Here is a 17,518-nt window from a genome sequence, read left to right as displayed (position 1 = left end):
GGATCTCGCGTCACTCCTCGATCGAGAGCGCTCCGGACGGGCAGAGCTGGACCGCGCGGCGTACAGCCGCCTCACGGGACGCGGGGGGATCGGGGTCGAGCACGACCACCGTCCCGTCGTCATCGCTCTGGTCGAAGACCTCCGGGACGGTGAGCGCGCACATGCCCGCCCCCACGCAGACGCCGGTGTCCGCCTTTATCTTCATCGCGTTCCTCCCTACCAGGTGACCGGCAGGCGGTGCACCCCGTAGATCGCCATGTCCGAGCGCATCGGGACGTCCTCCGCCGGCACAGCGAGGCGCAGGCCGGGGAAGCGCCGCAACAGGGCCGGGTAGGCGATGCGCATCTCCGCCCTTGCCAGCTGCTGGCCCAGGCACTGGTGCACGCCGTGCCCGAAGGTGAGATGGCCGTGGACGGGCCGGGAGACGTCCAGCGTCTCGGCCTCCCCGAACCGCTCCGGGTCCCGGTTGGCCACGGCCGCCGCGATGGTCACCGCCTCACCGGCCTTGATCAGGTGGCCGCCCAGATCGACGTCCTCCACCGCGGTCCTGACCGGGCCGATGTGGATGATGGTGAGATACCGCAACAGCTCCTCGACGGCACCCTCCACGACGGCGGGATCGTCGCGCACCGCCGCGAGCTGCTTGGGGTTGGTCAGCAGCGCGAACGTGCCGAGCCCCAGCATGTTCGCGGTCGTCTCGTGACCGGCGACGAGCAGGAGCAGGCCGACTCCGGCGAGTTCCTCGTCGTTCAGCTCCCCTCCGGCCACCAGGCCGCCGAGCAGGTCGTCGGAGGGCTCGGCGCGCTTGCGCCGGACGAGGTCGCGCAGATAGCCGAGGAGGTCGTCCATCGCGGCCTTGGCCTGCTCCGGCGTCGAGCGCAGGCTCAGCATCACCGCGGAGTCCCTCTGGAACCTCTCCCTGTCGTCGTACGGGACGCCGAGCAGCTCGCATATCACCAGCGAGGGGATCGGCATGGCGAAGGCCTGGACGAGGTCCACGGGGCCGCCCTGGCGCTCCATGGCGTCCAGGCGGTCGTTGGTGATCTGTTCGATCCTCGGCTCGAGCTGCTTCATCCGGCGCACGGTGAACTGACCGGTCAGGAGCTTACGGAAGCGGGTGTGGTCAGGCGGATCCATCCGGATGAAGAAGCCGGGGGGCGTCGTGAACTCCTTCATCTTGATCAGCCGGTTCTGGATGGGCGGATGGAGGAGCTCGGGCCGGGTGCTGAACGAGGGGTGGGCGAGCACGGCACGGGCCAGGGCGTAACCGGTCACGAGCCAGCCCTCGTGGTCGTCCGCATAGATCATCCGGTGGAGCGGCGTCTCCTCCCGGACCCGGGTCAGCTCGTCGGGCGGGTCGAAGGGGCGCTCACGAGCAGTCGTGTACGTCAGGCCGGGTATCGCCTCTGTCATGACTCACTCCTTGTCTGCTTGTCAGCTTCCCTCCACACCTAGCATCATTCGGTGCAAATTTGCAATGGATGCAAATATGATTTGAATGTCGTAAAGTTCAAGTTATGGGCGATGCGGTGGGCTTGCGGGAGCGCAAGAAGCTACGCACCAGGCGAGCGCTGATCGAGGCGGCCCTGCGTCTGTTCGAGGAGAAGGGCTACGAGGAGACGACGGTCGCGGAGATCACCGCGGCCGTTGACGTCTCGACGAGGACGTTCTTCAGCTACTTCACCAGCAAGGAGGACGTCGTCTTCTTCGACGGCGAGGCCCGGGTCGAGGCCGCCCTCAAGATGATCGCCGACCGCAGGCCCGCGGAGACCGTCGTCGACCTCCTCCTGCGGGTCACCAGCCACAGCCTCGACGCGGTCACGGACGCCGACCTGACGGTGGAACTGACCCCCGCCCGCCGCCACCTGATCACGACGGTCCCGGCTCTCCGGGCCCGTGGGCTGGACCTGCTGTTCGAGACGCAGCAACGCCTGGCCGGCGCCCTCCACCGGGCCTACGCCGACGAACTCGATCCCATCGAGGCGGCCGCCGCCATCGGATCCCTCATGGGCGCGGCCCACCTGGCCACGACCATCAGCATGGAGCGAGGCGAGACGCCCGAGCAGGTGTGGGCCGCGGGCAGACGGGCCATGGAAATCGCGATACGCGGCCTAAGCTCAATCGGCTGACACCCCCCCAACCACCACCACCTCGCGCGTGATCATGCACACGTTCGGGAACCTGCCCCCTGACCAGCCACCCTTCCCGCCGTGATCATGCACACATTCGGGGATCAAGGCGCTGAACAGCCATTTCCCGGTTCGTGATCATGCACATGTTCTGCGAGAGGTGTGCTGCGCAGCGGAAATGCGGTTCGTGATCAGGCAATTGCATGATCACGAGCTGCGTTTCCGCGGGTCGAGACGGGTCTCTACGAATCTGTGCATGATCACGAAACGCGTCGTGGCAGGCGAAAGGGCCTTTCCACGAACTTGTGCATGATCACGGGAAGTGTTCGCGCAGGTCTGTACGGCTCACGCCGAATGTGTGCATGATCACGCCGGGAAAGGGGTGGGTCAGAGCCAGCCGTTGCGGCGGAAGGCTCGGTGCAGCAGTGTGCAGGCCACGACCATGACGGCGATCACCACGGGATAGCCGTAGGCCGCCCGCAGTTCGGGCATGTGATCGAAGTTCATCCCGTAGATGCCCGCGATCATCGTGGGGACCGAGATGATCGCGACCCAGGACGAGATCTTCCGCATGTCCTCGTTGGCGAGCGCGTTCGAGCGGGCCAGCGCGGCCTGCAGGATGGAGTCCGACAACTCGTTGGACGCCTGGACCTGCTCGCACACACGGGACAGATGGTCGCCGACGTCGCGGAAGTACTCCCGCATCTCCGAAGGGATCATGCGGCGCTGAGGGAGGGCGTTGAACGGCGTCTGCAGGGGGGCGACGGCCCGCTTGAGCTCGAGCATCTCCCGCTTGAGCTGGTAGATGCGGTTGATGTCGCGGGAACTGACCTCGGCGAAGACGGCCGCTTCGACCTCTTCGAGTTCGGCCTGCATGAGGTCGGCGACCTGGAGGTACTTGTCGACGACGTGGTCGGCGATGGCGTGCAGCACACCCGTAGGGCCGCGGCCCAGCAGCTTCGGCTTGTCCTCGAGCTTCTCCCGGACGTCGGCGAGGGGGCAGTGGCTGCCGTGCCGTACGGTCACGACGAAGTCGGGGCCCACGAACATCATGATCTCGCCGGTGCCGATGATCTCGCTGGTGGCGGTCAGGACCTCGTGATCGAGGAAGGCGACGGTCTTGAGCACGACGAAGATGGAGTCGCCGTACCTTTCGACCTTGGGCCGCTGGTGGGCCTTGATCGCGTCCTCAACCGCCAGGGGGTGCAGGCCGAAGACGTCGGCCAGCCATTCGACCTCGGGCGCCGCCGGCTCGTGCAGGCCGACCCACACGTACGCGTTGGGCAGGGAATTGCCGGTGTTGTGCGCGCGGACGAGGCTCACGGCCTCCGCGATGCCGTCGGCGGCGACCTTCGTCCCGCCGATGTACGCGCCGAATTCGACGAGGGACTTGCTCGGGGGAACACAACCGCTCAGCTTCTCCGGGGGGTTGATCACGGACGCGCTGAGACGAGTGGGGATGACCCGGGTGTTCCTAGTGATACGAGGGAAAATCGCTGAAGAGCGCATGGCGGTCCCTTCCCGCCCGAGCCGGCACGCTCCACGCGCGACGTGATGTCACCCCTTATAAGGCGTGAACTGCCCCTCGGGCTCTGTTGTGAAGTGGTCGGGAGTGCGCACGTCGCACGTGCGCGAGCACGTACTGACGGGATCACCAGAACTCATCCCGAACCACCTCCAATCGCCACGAGAGGGGACGAAGCCTGCCTAAGTTACCACATGCAAGGGTTGGCCGCTTTTTGAGCGTACCCAACCCCCACGTGTGATCATGCACTACTTGTCAAAATCAGCCCGTGCCTCCCGCGATGCGGCAGTGAGCGGAGCGAGCGCACACGAGCAGGCGCGACAATGGACACGTGCGCGTTCTCGTCATCGGATCCGGGGGCCGCGAGCATGCTCTGTGCCGCGCCCTGCGACTCGACCCGGCCGTCTCAGAGCTCCACTGCGCCCCCGGCAACGCCGGGATCGCGGAAGTGGCGACCCTGCACTCCGTGACGCCCACGGACGGGGCCGCCGTCTCCGCTCTGGCCGTGCGGCTGGGTGCCGACCTGGTCGTCATCGGGCCGGAGGCGCCGCTGGTCGCGGGCGTCGCCGACGCCGTCAGGGCCGAGGGCGTCCCCTGCTTCGGGCCGTCGAAGGAGCCCGCCGCGATCGAGGGCTCCAAGGCCTTCGCCAAGGACGTCATGGTGGCCGCGGGGGTCCCCACCGCGCGGTCGTTCACCTGCACGACCGAGGACGAGGCCGCCGCCGCGCTCGACGCGTTCGGCCCGCCGTACGTGGTGAAGGACGACGGCCTGGCCGCGGGCAAGGGCGTCGTCGTGACGAGCGACCGCGACGAGGCGCTGGCCCACGCCCGGGCGTGCGAACGGGTCGTCATCGAGGAGTACCTCGACGGTCCCGAGGTGTCGTTGTTCGCGCTGTGCGACGGTGCGGCCGCCGTGCCGCTCCAGCCGGCACAGGACTTCAAGCGCGCCTACGACGGCGACGAGGGGCCGAACACCGGCGGCATGGGCGCCTACACGCCGCTGCCCTGGGCTCCCGGCGATCTGACCGAGCAGGTCATGGCCGAGGTCGTCAGGCCGACGGTCGCCGAGCTCGCCCGCCGCGGCATGCCGTACAACGGGGTCCTGTATGCGGGGCTGGCCCTCACGAAGGCCGGGCCGCGGGTCATCGAGTTCAACGCCCGATTCGGCGACCCGGAGACGCAGGTGGTGCTCGACCGGCTGGCGACGCCGCTCGCGGGCCTGCTGCTCGCCTGCGCGACGGGAGACCTCGCGGCGCACGAACCTCTCCGCTGGCGCGCAGGCGCGGCGGTGACCGTGGTGGTCGCGGCCGAGAACTACCCGGTGGATCCGGTGAAGGGCGACGCCATCGAGGGACTCCCGCCGGCGACCCCGGACGCGTACGTCCTGCACGCCGGCACCGCCTTCGACGGCGACCGCCTGGTGTCGAACGGAGGCAGGGTGCTCAACGTGGTCGGCACCGGCGCGGACATCGCGGAGGCGCGGGCGGCCGCCTACGAGGCGCTCAAGAGGATCTCGATGCGCGGCTCCCACCATCGGTCCGACATCGCGCTGGCCGCCGTGGCCGAGGCCTGACCCGGGCGGCTTCTACCTGTGCGGGGCCGAATAAACTCGGCACGGTGAAACACCTCCACTCCGGCAAGGTCCGCGACCTGTACGAGACCGACGACGGCCTGCTGCTGATGGTGGCCTCCGACCGGATGTCGGCGTTCGACCACGTGCTCGAACCAGGCATTCCCGACAAGGGGGAGATACTGACCCGCTTGTCGTTGTGGTGGTTCGACCAGCTCAAGGACGTCGTCCCCAACCACGTCGTCTCGGCGGACGTGCCGGCCGAGTTCGCGGGCCGTGCCGTCCTGTGCCGCAAGCTGCGGATGGTGCCCGTGGAGTGTGTGGCGCGCGGCTATCTGACGGGCGGCGGGCTCCTCGAGTACCGCGCCGGCGGCGCCGTCTCCGGCGTACGGCTCCCGCCCGGTCTCGACAACGGGTCGCGACTGCCCGAGCCGATCTTCACCCCCTCGACGAAGGCCCCGATGGGCCAGCATGACGAGCCGATGACGTTCGACCAGGTCGTCGACGAGGTCGGCGCGGAGGTCGCCGAGATGCTCAGGCGGATCACGCTCGACGTCTACACGCGCGGCGCCGAGATCGCCCTCGAGAGGGGCATCATCCTGGCCGACACCAAGATCGAGCTCGGCTGGGACGCCGACGGCGTGCTGACCCTGGGCGATGAGATCCTGACGCCGGACTCCTCCCGGTTCTGGCCGCGTGAGCTCTGGGAGCCGGGACGGCCGCAACCGTCGTTCGACAAGCAGTACGTCAGGGACTGGCTGGTCTCCCCCGAGTCCGGCTGGGACCGGAACTCCGGCGAGGCGCCCCCGCCGCTTCCCGACAAGGTCGTCGAACGGACCCGGCAACGCTATGTGGAGGCATTCGAACGACTGACCGGATCGGCCTTCAGGAGCTAGTCACTCCAGTCACACCCGCATCAGTGGCATGGAGCTCCATCTAGGGCCCTCCGGGGGTGGTTCCCCCGCGAAACGCCCGGGATAGCGGCTAGTCTGGGCCGACGGCGTGGCTGCCGCCATTTTGCGGGTCCCCCACCCTTCCCCCGACTTAGGAGTCTCATTCATGGTTCGTTACCGCGTGCGCGGTGGCAACGTACTGCGTGGAACCGCCTTCATCCAGGGCGCGAAGAACGCCGTACTGCCCATGATCGGGGCGGCGCTGCTCGCCTCAGAGGGCCGCACGGTGCTGCGCAACGTACCCGTGATCGAGGACGTGCGCAGAGCCGTCGAGCTCGCGGAGGCCATCGGCGCCAAAGTGGAGTTCCACGAGACCGAGCGGACGTTGGTGATCGACGCCTCGCGGCTCACCAGCCCGGTTCTCCCCGCCCACATCGCGCGACGGTTCCGCGGCTCTGTACTGTTCGTCCCCGCTCTGCTGCACCGGCTCGGCGAGGCGATCATCGAGGGCATCGGCGGCTGCAACCTCGGCAGCAGGAACCTGGACTTCCACTACCTCGGCTACAAGCGCCTCGGCGCGATCGTGGACGAGGGCGAGAGCGTCATCCACATCAAGGCGGCCGGGCTCCTCGGCGCTCCCCTTTACCTCGACACGCCCTCCCACACGGGCACCGAGAACCTCATCATGGCCGCGGCCCTCGCCAAGGGCACCACGATCATCGAGAACGCGGCGCTGGAGCCCGAGGTCCTCGACGTGATCGGGATGCTCTCCCGCATGGGCGCCAAGATCAGCGGTGGCGGCACCGGCTTCATCACGGTCGAGGGCGTCGACGAGCTGACCGCGGTCGAGCACACCGTGATGCCGGACCGGCTCGACGCCGGCGTCTTCGCGATGGCCGCCGCCATCACGGGCGGCGAGGTGAACCTCGTCGGCGCCTCCCTCGAGCACCTCGGCGTCGTCCGGTGGAAGCTGGAGCAGATGGGCGTCGAGTTCGAGACCGACGGCGCGGTCCTCCACGTCCGGCGCGACCGCAACCTCCGGCCGATCAACGTGATCACCGACACCTACCCGGGTTTCGCGACCGACCTGCAGTCGCCGCTCATGACGGTGGCCTGCCTCGCGGACGGCTCCAGCTACATCCACGAGCGGATCTTCGACGGGCGCTTCGCGCTCGCGGGAGAGCTCAACAAGATGGGAGCCCAGATCGAGGTCGACGGCAGCCGCGCGGTGGTCCACGGACCCACACCGCTGCACGGCACCGAAGTGACGGCTCACGATCTGCGATCCGGAATCGCACTCGTACTCGCCGGTCTGGCCGCCGACGGAGAGACGACGATCGACTCCGGATATCTCATCGATCGCGGGCACGCGGCCCTCGCTCAGCGTATGCAGGCGCTCGGCGCAGATGTGGAACGGGAAATTTCCCCTTTGAGTGAGGGCTGAGTCCAGAAACCCATTTATCCGCGTCGACCAGCGGAAACATTACATTTCCCGGAACCGCCGGCCCCTCGCAGAATGGCATTCGGCAAATCCGGGCGTGACATTACGGCCTTAACAAGCGATCGTTCCAAAGAGAACCACAACAACGAGGGCACGTGGGATGGGACGAACATTGGTCGAACGCACGGAAGAGACTCCGCGCGGGTCGCGCCTGAGCGCGGGGACGCCGGACCTCACCATCGGAGTGGTGGGGTCGCACGACCTCGTCGAGCGGGTGATGCTCATGGGGCATGCGGCGGCTCCGGTACCTTGCCGGTTGGTCGCCGCCGCGTACCGGGACGAGCAGGAAGCGGCCGACAAGGTGACCCGGCTCGGTCCCGGCGTGGACGCCTGCCTGTTCGCCAGCCCGGTCCCCTTCGAGCTGGCCCGGCGGGCGGGGGTGCTGACGGTGCCCGCGACGCATGTGCAACTCGGCGGTGCCGCTCTGGTCTCGGCGATCGCGCGCGCGATGCTGGACGAGCGCATCGATCCCCGGCGGGTGAGCATCGATGTGCTGAGCCGGTCGGAGATCGACGAGGCGTACTCGGATCTGAACCTCCCCTCGGGGGATGTCCACAGCCGGGACGAGCCGGGGGCCACGGGAACCATCACGGCCTTCCATGAGCGGCTGCTGCGTCAGGGCGTCACGACGGGCGTGCTGACGTGCGTCCAGGGTGTCGCCGACCGGCTGGCCGCCGCGGGGATGCCGGCCATCCCGATCCGACCGACGTCGGCCGCGATCCGCTCCGCCCTGCACACGGCGGGCCTGCTGGGCGCCCGGCACCGACTGGAGGAGTCGCAGCTCACCGTCATCCTGGTGGAGGTGCCGACGCTGCGCGAGCCCGTACGGCGGGCCTCCCCGCGTTACTGGCGCGACGAGCTGCGGCTGTCACTGCACCGGCTGCTGGTCCAGGAGGCCAACCGGATCAACGCGAGCGTGTGGCCCATCGACGACCACAGCTATCTGGTGGTGGCGACCAAGGGATCGATCGCCGCGGCCACCGACGGCTTCCGGGTCCTGCCGTTCGCGGCCAGGATCCGCGAGGAGCTGGGACTGGCCGTCGAGGTGGGTGTGGGCATGGGCCGTACGACCCATGACGCCGAGACGCACGCACGGGGCGCGCTGACCCGGAGCCAGGGCGGGAAGCAGGCGCAGGGCTTCGCGGTGGACCGGGAGGGCAGGGCGCTCGTCCCGCCGCCCCGGATGCCGCCCCAGTCGGGCGGGCCGGCCAAGCCGAGAGGTGTCGAGGTGCTCGCCCGCCTGGCCGCCAAGCTCGAGGGCGGGGACACGGTCGTCGACGCGGAGGGGGCGGGGCGCATGCTCGGCGTCACACCCCGTACGGCTCGAAGGTTGTTGCGCACGCTGGTCGACGAGGGACTCGCGTGGCCGCTTCCGCCGAACCGCACTCCGCAGCCCGGCCGGCCGCGTCAGCTCTATCGGCTCATCGTGGAGAAGCTGAGCCGCTGAACCGGAGTCACCCGACCGCCGATGGCGTGACCCCGCCGAAACCGCTGACGGCCCCTGCCGGTCCGGGGCCGTCGGTGCTTTCACGCGTTCCCCGAGACCGGTTTCCGGTTCCCGCTGGGGGCACTAGGCGGTCTTGAGCACCTGCGCGACGACCTCGCGGTATATGTCGGCCGCACGCTCGGGATCGGTCAAGGTTCGCAGGTGGTCGGCCGACGACAACAACTCCTCGCGGAACGAGGGGTCGACCATCGCGCGATGCGCCTTCTCCCGCGCGCTCTTCCAGTCACCGGGCTCATACAAGGCCGCCTCCGGGAGCAGTTCCGGTAGCGCGCCCACCGCAGGGGCCACCACGGGACATCCCCGGATGACGGACTCGGCCACCGCCATGCCGAACGACTCGTTGACCGTCGTGGACAGGTGGACGCCGCCGTTGAAGCCGACCGACGTGTAGAGCGAAGGCATCAGGTCGTACTCCACCTTCGGCCACCAGACCGCATGTGCAAGGCCCTTCGACCCCGCGAGTCTCGTGGTGATCGCGTGCAGTTCCCGCTCCGGCGACGTGAGCCCTCCGACGAATATCGGCAGCAGCGTGACGTCCGGCGCTTCCGACAACTGGTCCACGAGGTCGACCGCGGTCCGCCACCGCTTGTGCCCGTCGAGCTTGCCCACCCACACGACGGGCTTCCCGTCGAGCGGGACGGGCGAGGACGGCACCCGCCAGCGGTCGTCGAGGCAGTTGGGCACGATCGTGATCGGCGCCAGACCGCTGAGCCCGTACTCGCCCAGAAGCCGCTCCATGTACGAGCTCACCGTCACGATGTGCGACAGCCCGTCGAACTGGTCCCGATGCTTCAGGTAGACGAGGTTCGCGGTGGTCGTGTGGACCTCGAGCACGAGCTTTCCCGGTGCTCCCACGGCCCGCCACGCGTCGATGAAGCGCGGGCTGTCCATGACCACGGTGATGTCCGCACGCGCGTCCCTGAGCGCCGTCTCCATGGCCTCGGGGGTCCGGGCCTCGCTGGCGACGCCGGCGGGAAAGCGGCTCACCATCCCATGGTCGCGCTCGTACACGATCCGGACGTCGAATTCACGGGACAGGTACGGATACCGGTTGAGCAACTGCGCCGACACTCCGCCGAGCAGGCCGTACCGGTAACAGAACACGATGCGTGGACGGCTCACCACTTCGCTCCCAACAGCGCCATGACACCGTCACGGCCGCGGGCCCGGACTTCGTCGGCAAGCTCCGAATATCTGTCCACTCGGCGTTCCCACGTATTGTGCGTCAGCCATTCCGCGGTTTCCTTCTCCGGTACCACCGTGCCTACCAGCCGAGGCAGGAGCTCCAGAAATTCTTCCCGGCCCTCGGTGATCGTCGTCCCGGGATATTCGCGGCACTGAGGGAAGTACGTCGCGAGCACCGGAAGTCGAAGGTGCAGATACTCATAGACCTTGATGGGGTCGACCGAGTCGGCCAGCGGGCCGTTCTTGAACGGAATGAGCGCGAGCGACCATGTGCGGCTTCTGTCCGCGAGGTCCTGGTGCCCGACCAGACCGAGGAGCTTGATGTTCGGGGGGTACTCCATCTCAGGCTGCTGGTGCCCGGCGAGTTCGAACGTGTAGCCCGGATAGCGCTCCGCCGCCGCGATGACCAGCGGCCAGTCGAACCACTTGTCCGTGAGATGACCGAAGTATCCGATGACCGGCGGCCACGTCGGCTCGGTGCTCCTGCTCGCCTGGGGGAACCGCGTGTCGAGTGCGTTCGCCACGACATGCACCTCCCGGTCCGCGATGGCGGACATCTTGCGGGCGAGCGGCCGCGAGACCGCTGTCGCGATGTCCGCGTGACTCGCGACGTACCGCTCGTAGCCGGGGTGGTACCACTTGGCCATGCCGACCTTGGCGAACTCCTCCCAGTCATCCCGCGCGTCGTACACGGTCACCCAGCCGTGCATCGCGGCGACCGTCAGGTGACGCACCATCAACTCGTGCGGGAAGGAGGCGTAGAAGATCTTCTTCTTGTCGCCGAAGTCGGCCGTCAGCAGCGCGTCGAAGAGTTCCGGCGTCGCGTCGATCGGGCTCTGGAAGAGAAGCTCATCGGGGTGTTCCGGCAGAGGCTGCTTGTAGTTCGACCGGTAGTAGTTGAAGAAGACCGGGCACTTGCGCCGCAGGTAGACGTTCGTCAGCCGGATCGGCCTGTTGCCCCGGTGTTCCTGGACGAACGTCGTCCCGGAGAACATGACGACGATCTCGTCGCCCTCCGCGTCCCGCGCGGCGCGCAACCAGGTGTTGAAGTCTTGGACAAGCGTCTCGCGCCAGTTCGGCGGAGCCGTCGCCTTGCCCGCGGCGGCCGGCACACGCTGGCCTGTGGCCCGCTGCGCCGGCGCACCGGCCCCACGCATGAAGGTGACCGCCACACGGCCCCGCCGCGCGGCACCTCGCTTGAGCCGCCGTCCACCGCGGACGACGGCCAGGGGGGCTGCCAGCAGGGGCCGGATCATCGCCAGCTTGCGCCTGACCGCCACCAGGTCGCCCTTGGTGGTCTTCAGCTCGGCCTGAAGCCCCTCCACCTCCGTCTTCGCCGCCGCGTACCGAGCGGCGGCGTGGACGTTCTCCAGGGCCTCCAGCCGCAGTCGCTCGTTCAACCGCCGATCCAGGCCGCTGAACGCCGTTTCCTCGGGGTCGAGCGAGAAGACGGGCACACCTGCCGGCTGCTGCCGCCGTACGCCCGCGACGGCGATCTGCCCGTCGATCAGCTCAGGCTCCGCGATCTCGAACAGCGGCTCGAGCAGTCGCCGCAACGATCCGAGATAGAAGCCGGGTGTGTCCGAGACGCCACGGGAGAGTCCGAAGGGAACCGTCACGACGAGGGTTCCGCCCGGCTTGATCGTCTGGAAGACCCGCTGTACTACGGTCGCCGGATCCTTGGCCGGGTCCAGAGCGTCGTTCACCCACGCGTGGTCGACGGTCGCGGCGGTGTCAGCGGTCGAGGCGAGGTGCCTCATGTCGACGACGGTGTGATCGGGAGCATTCAGGGGGAAGGGCGACGCCGCTCCGCCGAGAAGGAGAACGCTGCCCGAGGGAAGATGTTCGATGATCCATCGCCGCAGATCCCCGCCGACCGCCCACTTGCGTCCTGGATCGCCGTTGTCGCTCTGGTTCGCACCCGTAGCCAACACTCGCCCCATGATTCGTGCGCTTCAGCCTGGACCCCGCCCCGTCGACGGAAAGGCTACAAGTCGACGGAAGGCTACAAAAGGGAACATGCTTGGTCAACACGGATGAGTATGACCTATGTCGCAGGTCATCGGTGGCCACCCGGCCTGCGGATCCACCCTCGATTCATCCAGCCACGATCAAGGGGACCTGCCCGCCGAATGCCTCTGGTAAGGACGTTATTGTCATGACCTATGGGACAGAACGGTCGTGACATCCGGGTCTGGTTGGCGCTTGCCGCTGTCTACGTGGTGTGGGGTTCGACCTATCTCGCCATCAAGTTCGCCACCGAGAGCATCCCTCCCCTTCTGAGCGGTGGGATCCGTTTCATCACGGCCTCGTTGATCCTGGGCACGGTGCTGCTCGTCCGCAAGGGGTTCGCGGCGTACCGGATCACCTGGCGGGAGTTCGGCGGCGCCGCGCTCGTCGGGCTGCTCCTGCTGACCGCCGGCAACGGCATGGTGGCCCTGGCGGAGCAGTACATCTCCAGCGGCCTGGCCGCTCTGCTCGTCGCGTCGGTGCCGTTGTGGCTGATCGTGCTGAGGACGGTCGTCCGCGACCGGCCGCACGTGCTGACGATGGCCGGAGTGCTCGTGGGCTTCGTCGGCGTGGCGGGGTTGTCGCTGGGCGGCGGGACGTCGGCGGGCACCGTCGGAATCGTCGTGATCCTGCTGGCCTCGGTGTCCTGGTCGCTCGGCTCGTTCCTGTCGCCGCGGATCGCGATGCCGAAGGATCCGTTCATGGCCAGCACCATCGAGATGGTCGCCGGAGGTGCGGGTCTCCTGCTGCTGGGCACCTCGTTCGGCGAGCACCTCGACATCGGGGCCGTGACCGGGCGCTCGTGGCTGGCCCTGGCCTACCTGGTCGTCGCCGGATCGCTCGTCGCGTTCACGTCGTACGTGTGGCTTCTGGGAAACGCGCCGATCTCTCTCGTGTCGACCTACGCGTACGTGAACCCGGTGGTGGCCGTGTTCCTCGGGGTGGTCGTCGTCGGCGAGCAGGTGACGCACGGCATGCTGCTCGCCGGTGCCCTCATCGTGGTCGGCGTGGCCCTTGTGGTCTCTACCGAACGACGCTCGCCGGCGGTTCAGGCGGATGCCTCGTCACCTCGGGTCGGCTCCCCGGAACCCCGGGCATGAGCCTCCGCGGGCCGGTCAGCCCCTGAACTCCTCGGCGGCGGCGAGGAAGATGTCGTTGGCCTCCACGTCGCCGATCGAGACGCGCGCGCCCTCCCCCGGGAAGGGACGGACGGACACGCCGCTCGCGGCGCAAAGGTCGGAGAACTCCATCGTGCGGTCACCGAGGCGCATCCACACGAAGTTCGCCTCGGTGGGCGGCACCGTCCAGCCCTGTGCGATCAGGGCCTCCCGCACGCGGGTCCGCTCCTTGACGACGGACTCGACCCGCTCGAGCAACTCGCCCTCGGCGTCGAGGGACGCCAGGGCCGCCGCCTGCGCGAGGTGGTTCACCGCGAACGGCAGCAGCGTCTTCCTGACGGCCGCGGCCACCGGCGTATGGGCGATGAGGTAGCCGACCCGCAGCCCGGCCAGGCCGTACGCCTTGGAGAACGTCCGCAGGACCGCCACGTTGGGGCGGTCGCGGTAGAGGGTCAGCCCGTCGGGCACGTCGGCGTCCCTGACGTACTCCCGGTAGGCCTCGTCGAGGACCACCAGCACGTTCTCGGGCACCCGGTCGAGGAACCCCCGCAACTCGGCCGAACGATTGACCGTGCCGGTCGGATTGTTCGGGTTGCAGACGAAGATCAGGCGCGTCTCCGGCGTCACCGCGTCCGCCATGGCGTCGAGGTCATGGGTCTCGTCCACGAGCGGGACCTCGACCGACACCACTCCGGCGAGGCTGGCGAGCGTCGGGTAGGCCTCGAAGGACCGCCAGGCGTACATCACCTCGGCCCCCGGCTCCCCGACGGCCTCCAGCAACTGCTGGGCCACCGCCACCGAACCCCCGCCCAGGGCGACATGGTCGTGCGGCACGCCGTACCGCGCCGCGATCGCCTCGGTCAGCTTCACGGAAGCGGGATCGGGGTAGCGGTTGACCTCGCCGGCCGCCTTCGCGATCGCCTCGACGACGGAGGGCAGCGGCTCGTACGGGCTCTCGTTGGAGGAGAGCTTGAACGACCGGCCTTCTGCGGAAACCACGGTCTTGCCTGGCTTGTAGGCCGGCATGGTGTCGAGGATCGCGCGGAATCGAGGCATGTCCTTACCTTAGGAGATACGTCCCCTCAAGAGCGACGTCCCCCCAGCAGATACACCCCCCTCGCCGTGATCATGCACGGGTTCGGGAATCGCCTCACTGACCTGCGCCGACACGGGCCGTGATCATGCACACTTTCGTGGATTCCGCCGCTGAGCTGCACAAACCTCTTCCGTGATCATGCACACCTTCGCGGACGCCTCCCCTGAAGTGCACAAACACCCGTCGTGATCATGCGCAACCTCGAAAATCCTGTCGGCGACCTGCGTAAACGTCTTTCGTGATCATGCACGGGAACCTCGATTGCCAGATCACGGACCAGGAAAGCGCAGGCCAGACACCATGGTGACGAATTCACGCATGATCACGCTCAACAAAGGACCTGGCCAGACGGCCTTCCCACGAATCCGTGCATGATCACGACGGAGGTTTGTGCAGCTCAGCGGTGGAATCCGCGAACTTGTGCATGATCACGCCAAAGGGGGTGGGTCAGGCCAAGGGGGGCGGGGGTGGGTCAGACGCGGAGCATGGGGGGGTGAAGGAGCACGGCGGGGCCGCGGCGATGGAGCATCGCGGGCCGGCCGCCGTCCCTGGTCGTGGTGTGCCCGGTGGGCATGAGGAAACCCTCGGTCTTGGTCACCTTGCGGTGGAAGTTCCGTGGGTCGAGCAGACGGCCCCAGACGATCTCGTACACCCTGCGCAACTCGGCGACGGTGAACTCGGACGGACAGAAGGCCGCACCCAGCGAGGTGTACTCGAGCTTGGCCCTGGCCCGTTCGACCCCGTCGAGCATGATCCGGCGATGGTCGAACGCCATGTCCGTCAGCGAGGCGACCGGCTGCCAACTCATGTGCGCCTCGGTGGACGCGGGAAGGTCGGGGGCGAGCCCGAGATAGGCCACGCTGACCACCCGCTGGCGTGGGTCACGGTCGGGATACCCGTATGTCTGGAGTTGTTCCAGATGGACGGGAGCGCCGGGAAGCCCGGCCCGCTCGGCCAGGACGCGGCCGGCCGCGGCGGGCAGGTCCTCCTCCAACTGGATGAACCCGCCCGACAGCGCCCAGCGGCCTTCGTACGGCGGGTTGTCGCGCCGCCACACCAGCGCGCTCAGCTCCTGGCTCCTGACAGTGAGGACGACCAGATCCACGCTGACGGGTATTCGCGGGATCACGGAAGGCACGCTACACGCCGTTGTAGTAATAGACCGGTTCCGCCGCCTTACGACCGTCCGGCGCGCTGACGTCCACCCGAACCCAGGTGTTCTTCGGGATGGTGGCCCAGTCCACCGGGATCCAGATCTTCTCCGCGCCGCGGGGAAGCCCCTCGATCGGCGTGGTGTCGTGCCAGCCGACCTTCGCGGAGTCGACCTGCCGCGGGTGCTCGAGCTTGCCCCAGGCGATCCCGACCCGCGCGTCACCAAGCCGGTAGCCGGTGATCTCCATGCCGTCCTGGATCTGCCGCTTCTGTCTCTTCACCCCGATGGGGATCGGCCGCTTCCAGTCCTTGGCGATCTGCTCCGAAAGGGACGGCGATCCACACGTGTAGAAGCCGCTCCACATGTAAGAGATGATCTTCGAGACGTACGGCCCGGCGAGCGTCACCTGGGCGTCCATCCGCGGCTTGTCGATGCTGCCGCGGCTCCCCTGGTCGCCGCAGCGTCCCGCGGCCGTCGGCTGGAACGCCTCCAGGTTGGCCCACAACTGGACGTTCACGCCGTCCTGGGCCAGTTCGTCACGCGCCTTGGACATCGCCTGGAAGTAACTGCGGGTCCCCGCGTAGTAGGCCTTGGCGTACGTCGTCTTGCCCACGACGGGCTCAAGTCGCTTGTCCACCGGCCGGTTCGTCCAGTTCGGCCAGAAGAGTGCCATCTTGCCGCTGCCCCGGCCGTCCTGGGGCGCGATGATGTCCACACCGTTCCTGGCGAGGATCCTGAAACCCTCGCCCACCTCCGTGGGCGTCGAGGAGAACGCCACCTTCCGCCGGGCGTCGACGTACGGGCTGACCAGGACCGGCTTGCCCGGCAACGTCTCGTCGACGACGCGGTGCTGGGCGCGGTAGACCTGGAGCGTCCCCACCGTGGACGGGTCGGGCCAGTCCCTGATCCCCAGTTCGTACGACTGGTAGAAGCCGCCCAGCGACTTGCGGTTCTTGAACCGGTAGCCGTAGTCCTGCAGGACCCGCCGGGTCAGCCCGCTCAGCGGCCCGATGTAGCGGGTGTCGGCCTGATACGTGTCCAGGTCACGGGGAGCGATCGGCAACGCGGGGAAGACCTTGATGTCGAACCGGTCACCGAGGTCGAGCAGGTCGCTCAGGCTGTCGCGTGCGGCGCCCTTGACCAGGATCAGGTCGTAGTCGCGGCCCTTGGAGAAGTCGCAGGCCGCGTCGTCCGTGCCGTCAGCGGGAAGGAGGAGCCGGTAGAACACCGAGTTCCCGACGACGATCTGGTGTTCCATCGACGGGCAGCGGAAGACGTGCGAGCCGAACCGCTCATCGGTCGCGTAGACGAACGTGCTGTTGATCTGGTTGCCCGGATTGGCGGCCTTGAGGTCCTTCTGTGCCGCCTGCGCGCACGTGAGCCCGTCCTCCGCGCATTTGGCGTAGGCGTCGTCGGGCACCGGAACCTTCTTGGGATGCAGATAGTCCGGCGCCGTCAGGATCCGGCCGCTGTCGTCCACCTGCCGCGGCGTGAACTCGAAACCGAACCGCACCACCGTGTCTCCACCGGCCTGGTGGACGCCCTCGAACTGGTGCCGCCAGGTGCAGGGGTCCGGGTCGTCGCTCGGCACCACCCAGAAGCCGGTCACCGGATAGGGCGTGGGATCCGACGTCTTCGGGGTGCCGCAAGGGTCGGCGCTCGGACTCGGGCTGGGCTTGACCGTGCGAACGGTGGGGCTGACCTTCGCGATCGGTGGCTCCCGAGGGTCGTGCCGAAGAACGATCACGACGGTGGTGACGACGAGGAGAACCGTCACGCCCAGAATCAGAGTGAGCACCCGCACGATCAGGACACTATCGCCTGTTGAGTG

General features: G+C 68.1%; 14 protein-coding genes. 6 read left to right on the top strand and 8 right to left on the bottom strand.

What is annotated here, in order from left to right; genetic code table 11:
• Positions 1-10 precede the first annotated feature (10 nt).
• Positions 11-205 (bottom strand): ferredoxin, encoded by a 195-nt coding sequence (locus Psi02_RS05415; RefSeq protein ID WP_203972297.1) that lies wholly within the window; start codon positions 203-205, stop codon positions 11-13.
• Between the two features lie 11 nt (positions 206-216).
• Complete coding sequence (locus Psi02_RS05410; protein WP_203972296.1) at positions 217-1,413, bottom strand: cytochrome P450; 1,197 nt, start codon at positions 1,411-1,413, stop codon at positions 217-219.
• A 104-nt stretch (positions 1,414-1,517) separates the two neighbouring features.
• On the opposite strand from Psi02_RS05410, the gene Psi02_RS05405 reads away from it, so the two are divergent.
• Positions 1,518-2,129 (top strand): TetR/AcrR family transcriptional regulator, encoded by a 612-nt coding sequence (locus Psi02_RS05405; protein WP_203972295.1) that lies wholly within the window; start codon positions 1,518-1,520, stop codon positions 2,127-2,129.
• A 387-nt stretch (positions 2,130-2,516) separates the two neighbouring features.
• Here Psi02_RS05405 and Psi02_RS05400 read toward each other — a convergent pair whose 3' ends face one another.
• Positions 2,517-3,566, bottom strand: a complete 1,050-nt coding sequence (locus Psi02_RS05400; protein WP_239094615.1) for a magnesium and cobalt transport protein CorA — start codon at positions 3,564-3,566, stop codon at positions 2,517-2,519.
• Between the two features lie 419 nt (positions 3,567-3,985).
• Here Psi02_RS05400 and purD point away from each other — a divergent pair, with 419 nt between their 5' ends.
• The 4 genes from purD (at position 3,986) to Psi02_RS05380 (ending at position 9,065) form a co-directional block, all read left to right on the top strand.
• Positions 3,986-5,227 (top strand): phosphoribosylamine--glycine ligase, encoded by a 1,242-nt coding sequence (gene purD, locus Psi02_RS05395; protein ID WP_203972293.1) that lies wholly within the window; start codon positions 3,986-3,988, stop codon positions 5,225-5,227.
• Positions 5,228-5,271: 44 nt separating this feature from the next.
• Positions 5,272-6,120 carry a phosphoribosylaminoimidazolesuccinocarboxamide synthase gene (locus Psi02_RS05390; protein ID WP_203972292.1) on the top strand — a complete coding sequence of 283 codons (849 nt, stop codon included), beginning with the start codon at positions 5,272-5,274 and terminating at the stop codon, positions 6,118-6,120.
• A 163-nt stretch (positions 6,121-6,283) separates the two neighbouring features.
• Positions 6,284-7,561, top strand: coding sequence for a UDP-N-acetylglucosamine 1-carboxyvinyltransferase (gene murA, locus Psi02_RS05385; RefSeq protein WP_203952401.1), 1,278 nt, complete (start codon positions 6,284-6,286; stop codon positions 7,559-7,561).
• Between the two features lie 274 nt (positions 7,562-7,835).
• A complete protein-coding gene (locus Psi02_RS05380) occupies positions 7,836-9,065 on the top strand; it encodes a GTP cyclohydrolase IIa (protein ID WP_203972342.1) in 1,230 nt (409 codons plus the stop codon).
• Positions 9,066-9,188: 123 nt separating this feature from the next.
• Here the strand turns inward: Psi02_RS05380 and Psi02_RS05375 are convergent, their stop codons facing one another.
• Complete coding sequence (locus Psi02_RS05375) at positions 9,189-10,247, bottom strand: glycosyltransferase family 4 protein (protein WP_203972291.1); 1,059 nt, start codon at positions 10,245-10,247, stop codon at positions 9,189-9,191.
• Positions 10,244-12,244, bottom strand: coding sequence for a glycosyltransferase family protein (locus tag Psi02_RS05370; RefSeq protein ID WP_203972290.1), 2,001 nt, complete (start codon positions 12,242-12,244; stop codon positions 10,244-10,246). The genes Psi02_RS05375 and Psi02_RS05370 overlap by 4 nt, the downstream gene beginning before the upstream one ends.
• Before the next feature lie 231 nt (positions 12,245-12,475).
• Here Psi02_RS05370 and Psi02_RS05365 point away from each other — a divergent pair, with 231 nt between their 5' ends.
• Positions 12,476-13,420, top strand: coding sequence for an EamA family transporter (locus tag Psi02_RS05365; RefSeq protein ID WP_203972289.1), 945 nt, complete (start codon positions 12,476-12,478; stop codon positions 13,418-13,420).
• Between the two features lie 15 nt (positions 13,421-13,435).
• Here Psi02_RS05365 and hisC read toward each other — a convergent pair whose 3' ends face one another.
• The 3 genes from hisC to Psi02_RS05350 form a co-directional block, all read right to left on the bottom strand.
• Entirely contained in the window at positions 13,436-14,494 is a 1,059-nt protein-coding gene (gene hisC, locus Psi02_RS05360) for a histidinol-phosphate transaminase (RefSeq protein ID WP_203972288.1), read from the bottom strand.
• 512 nt (positions 14,495-15,006) lie between these two features.
• Entirely contained in the window at positions 15,007-15,663 is a 657-nt protein-coding gene (locus Psi02_RS05355; RefSeq protein WP_203972287.1) for an NUDIX hydrolase, read from the bottom strand.
• 10 nt (positions 15,664-15,673) lie between these two features.
• Complete coding sequence (locus Psi02_RS05350; RefSeq protein WP_203972286.1) at positions 15,674-17,491, bottom strand: DUF4434 domain-containing protein; 1,818 nt, start codon at positions 17,489-17,491, stop codon at positions 15,674-15,676.
• Between the last annotated feature and the right edge of the window lie 27 nt (positions 17,492-17,518).

The organism is Planotetraspora silvatica (genome assembly GCF_016863315.1).
Classification (GTDB): Bacteria; Actinomycetota; Actinomycetes; order Streptosporangiales; family Streptosporangiaceae; genus Planotetraspora; species Planotetraspora silvatica.
Note: the sequence above shows the minus strand (reverse complement) of the source record. Positions and strands in the feature narration are given on the sequence as shown.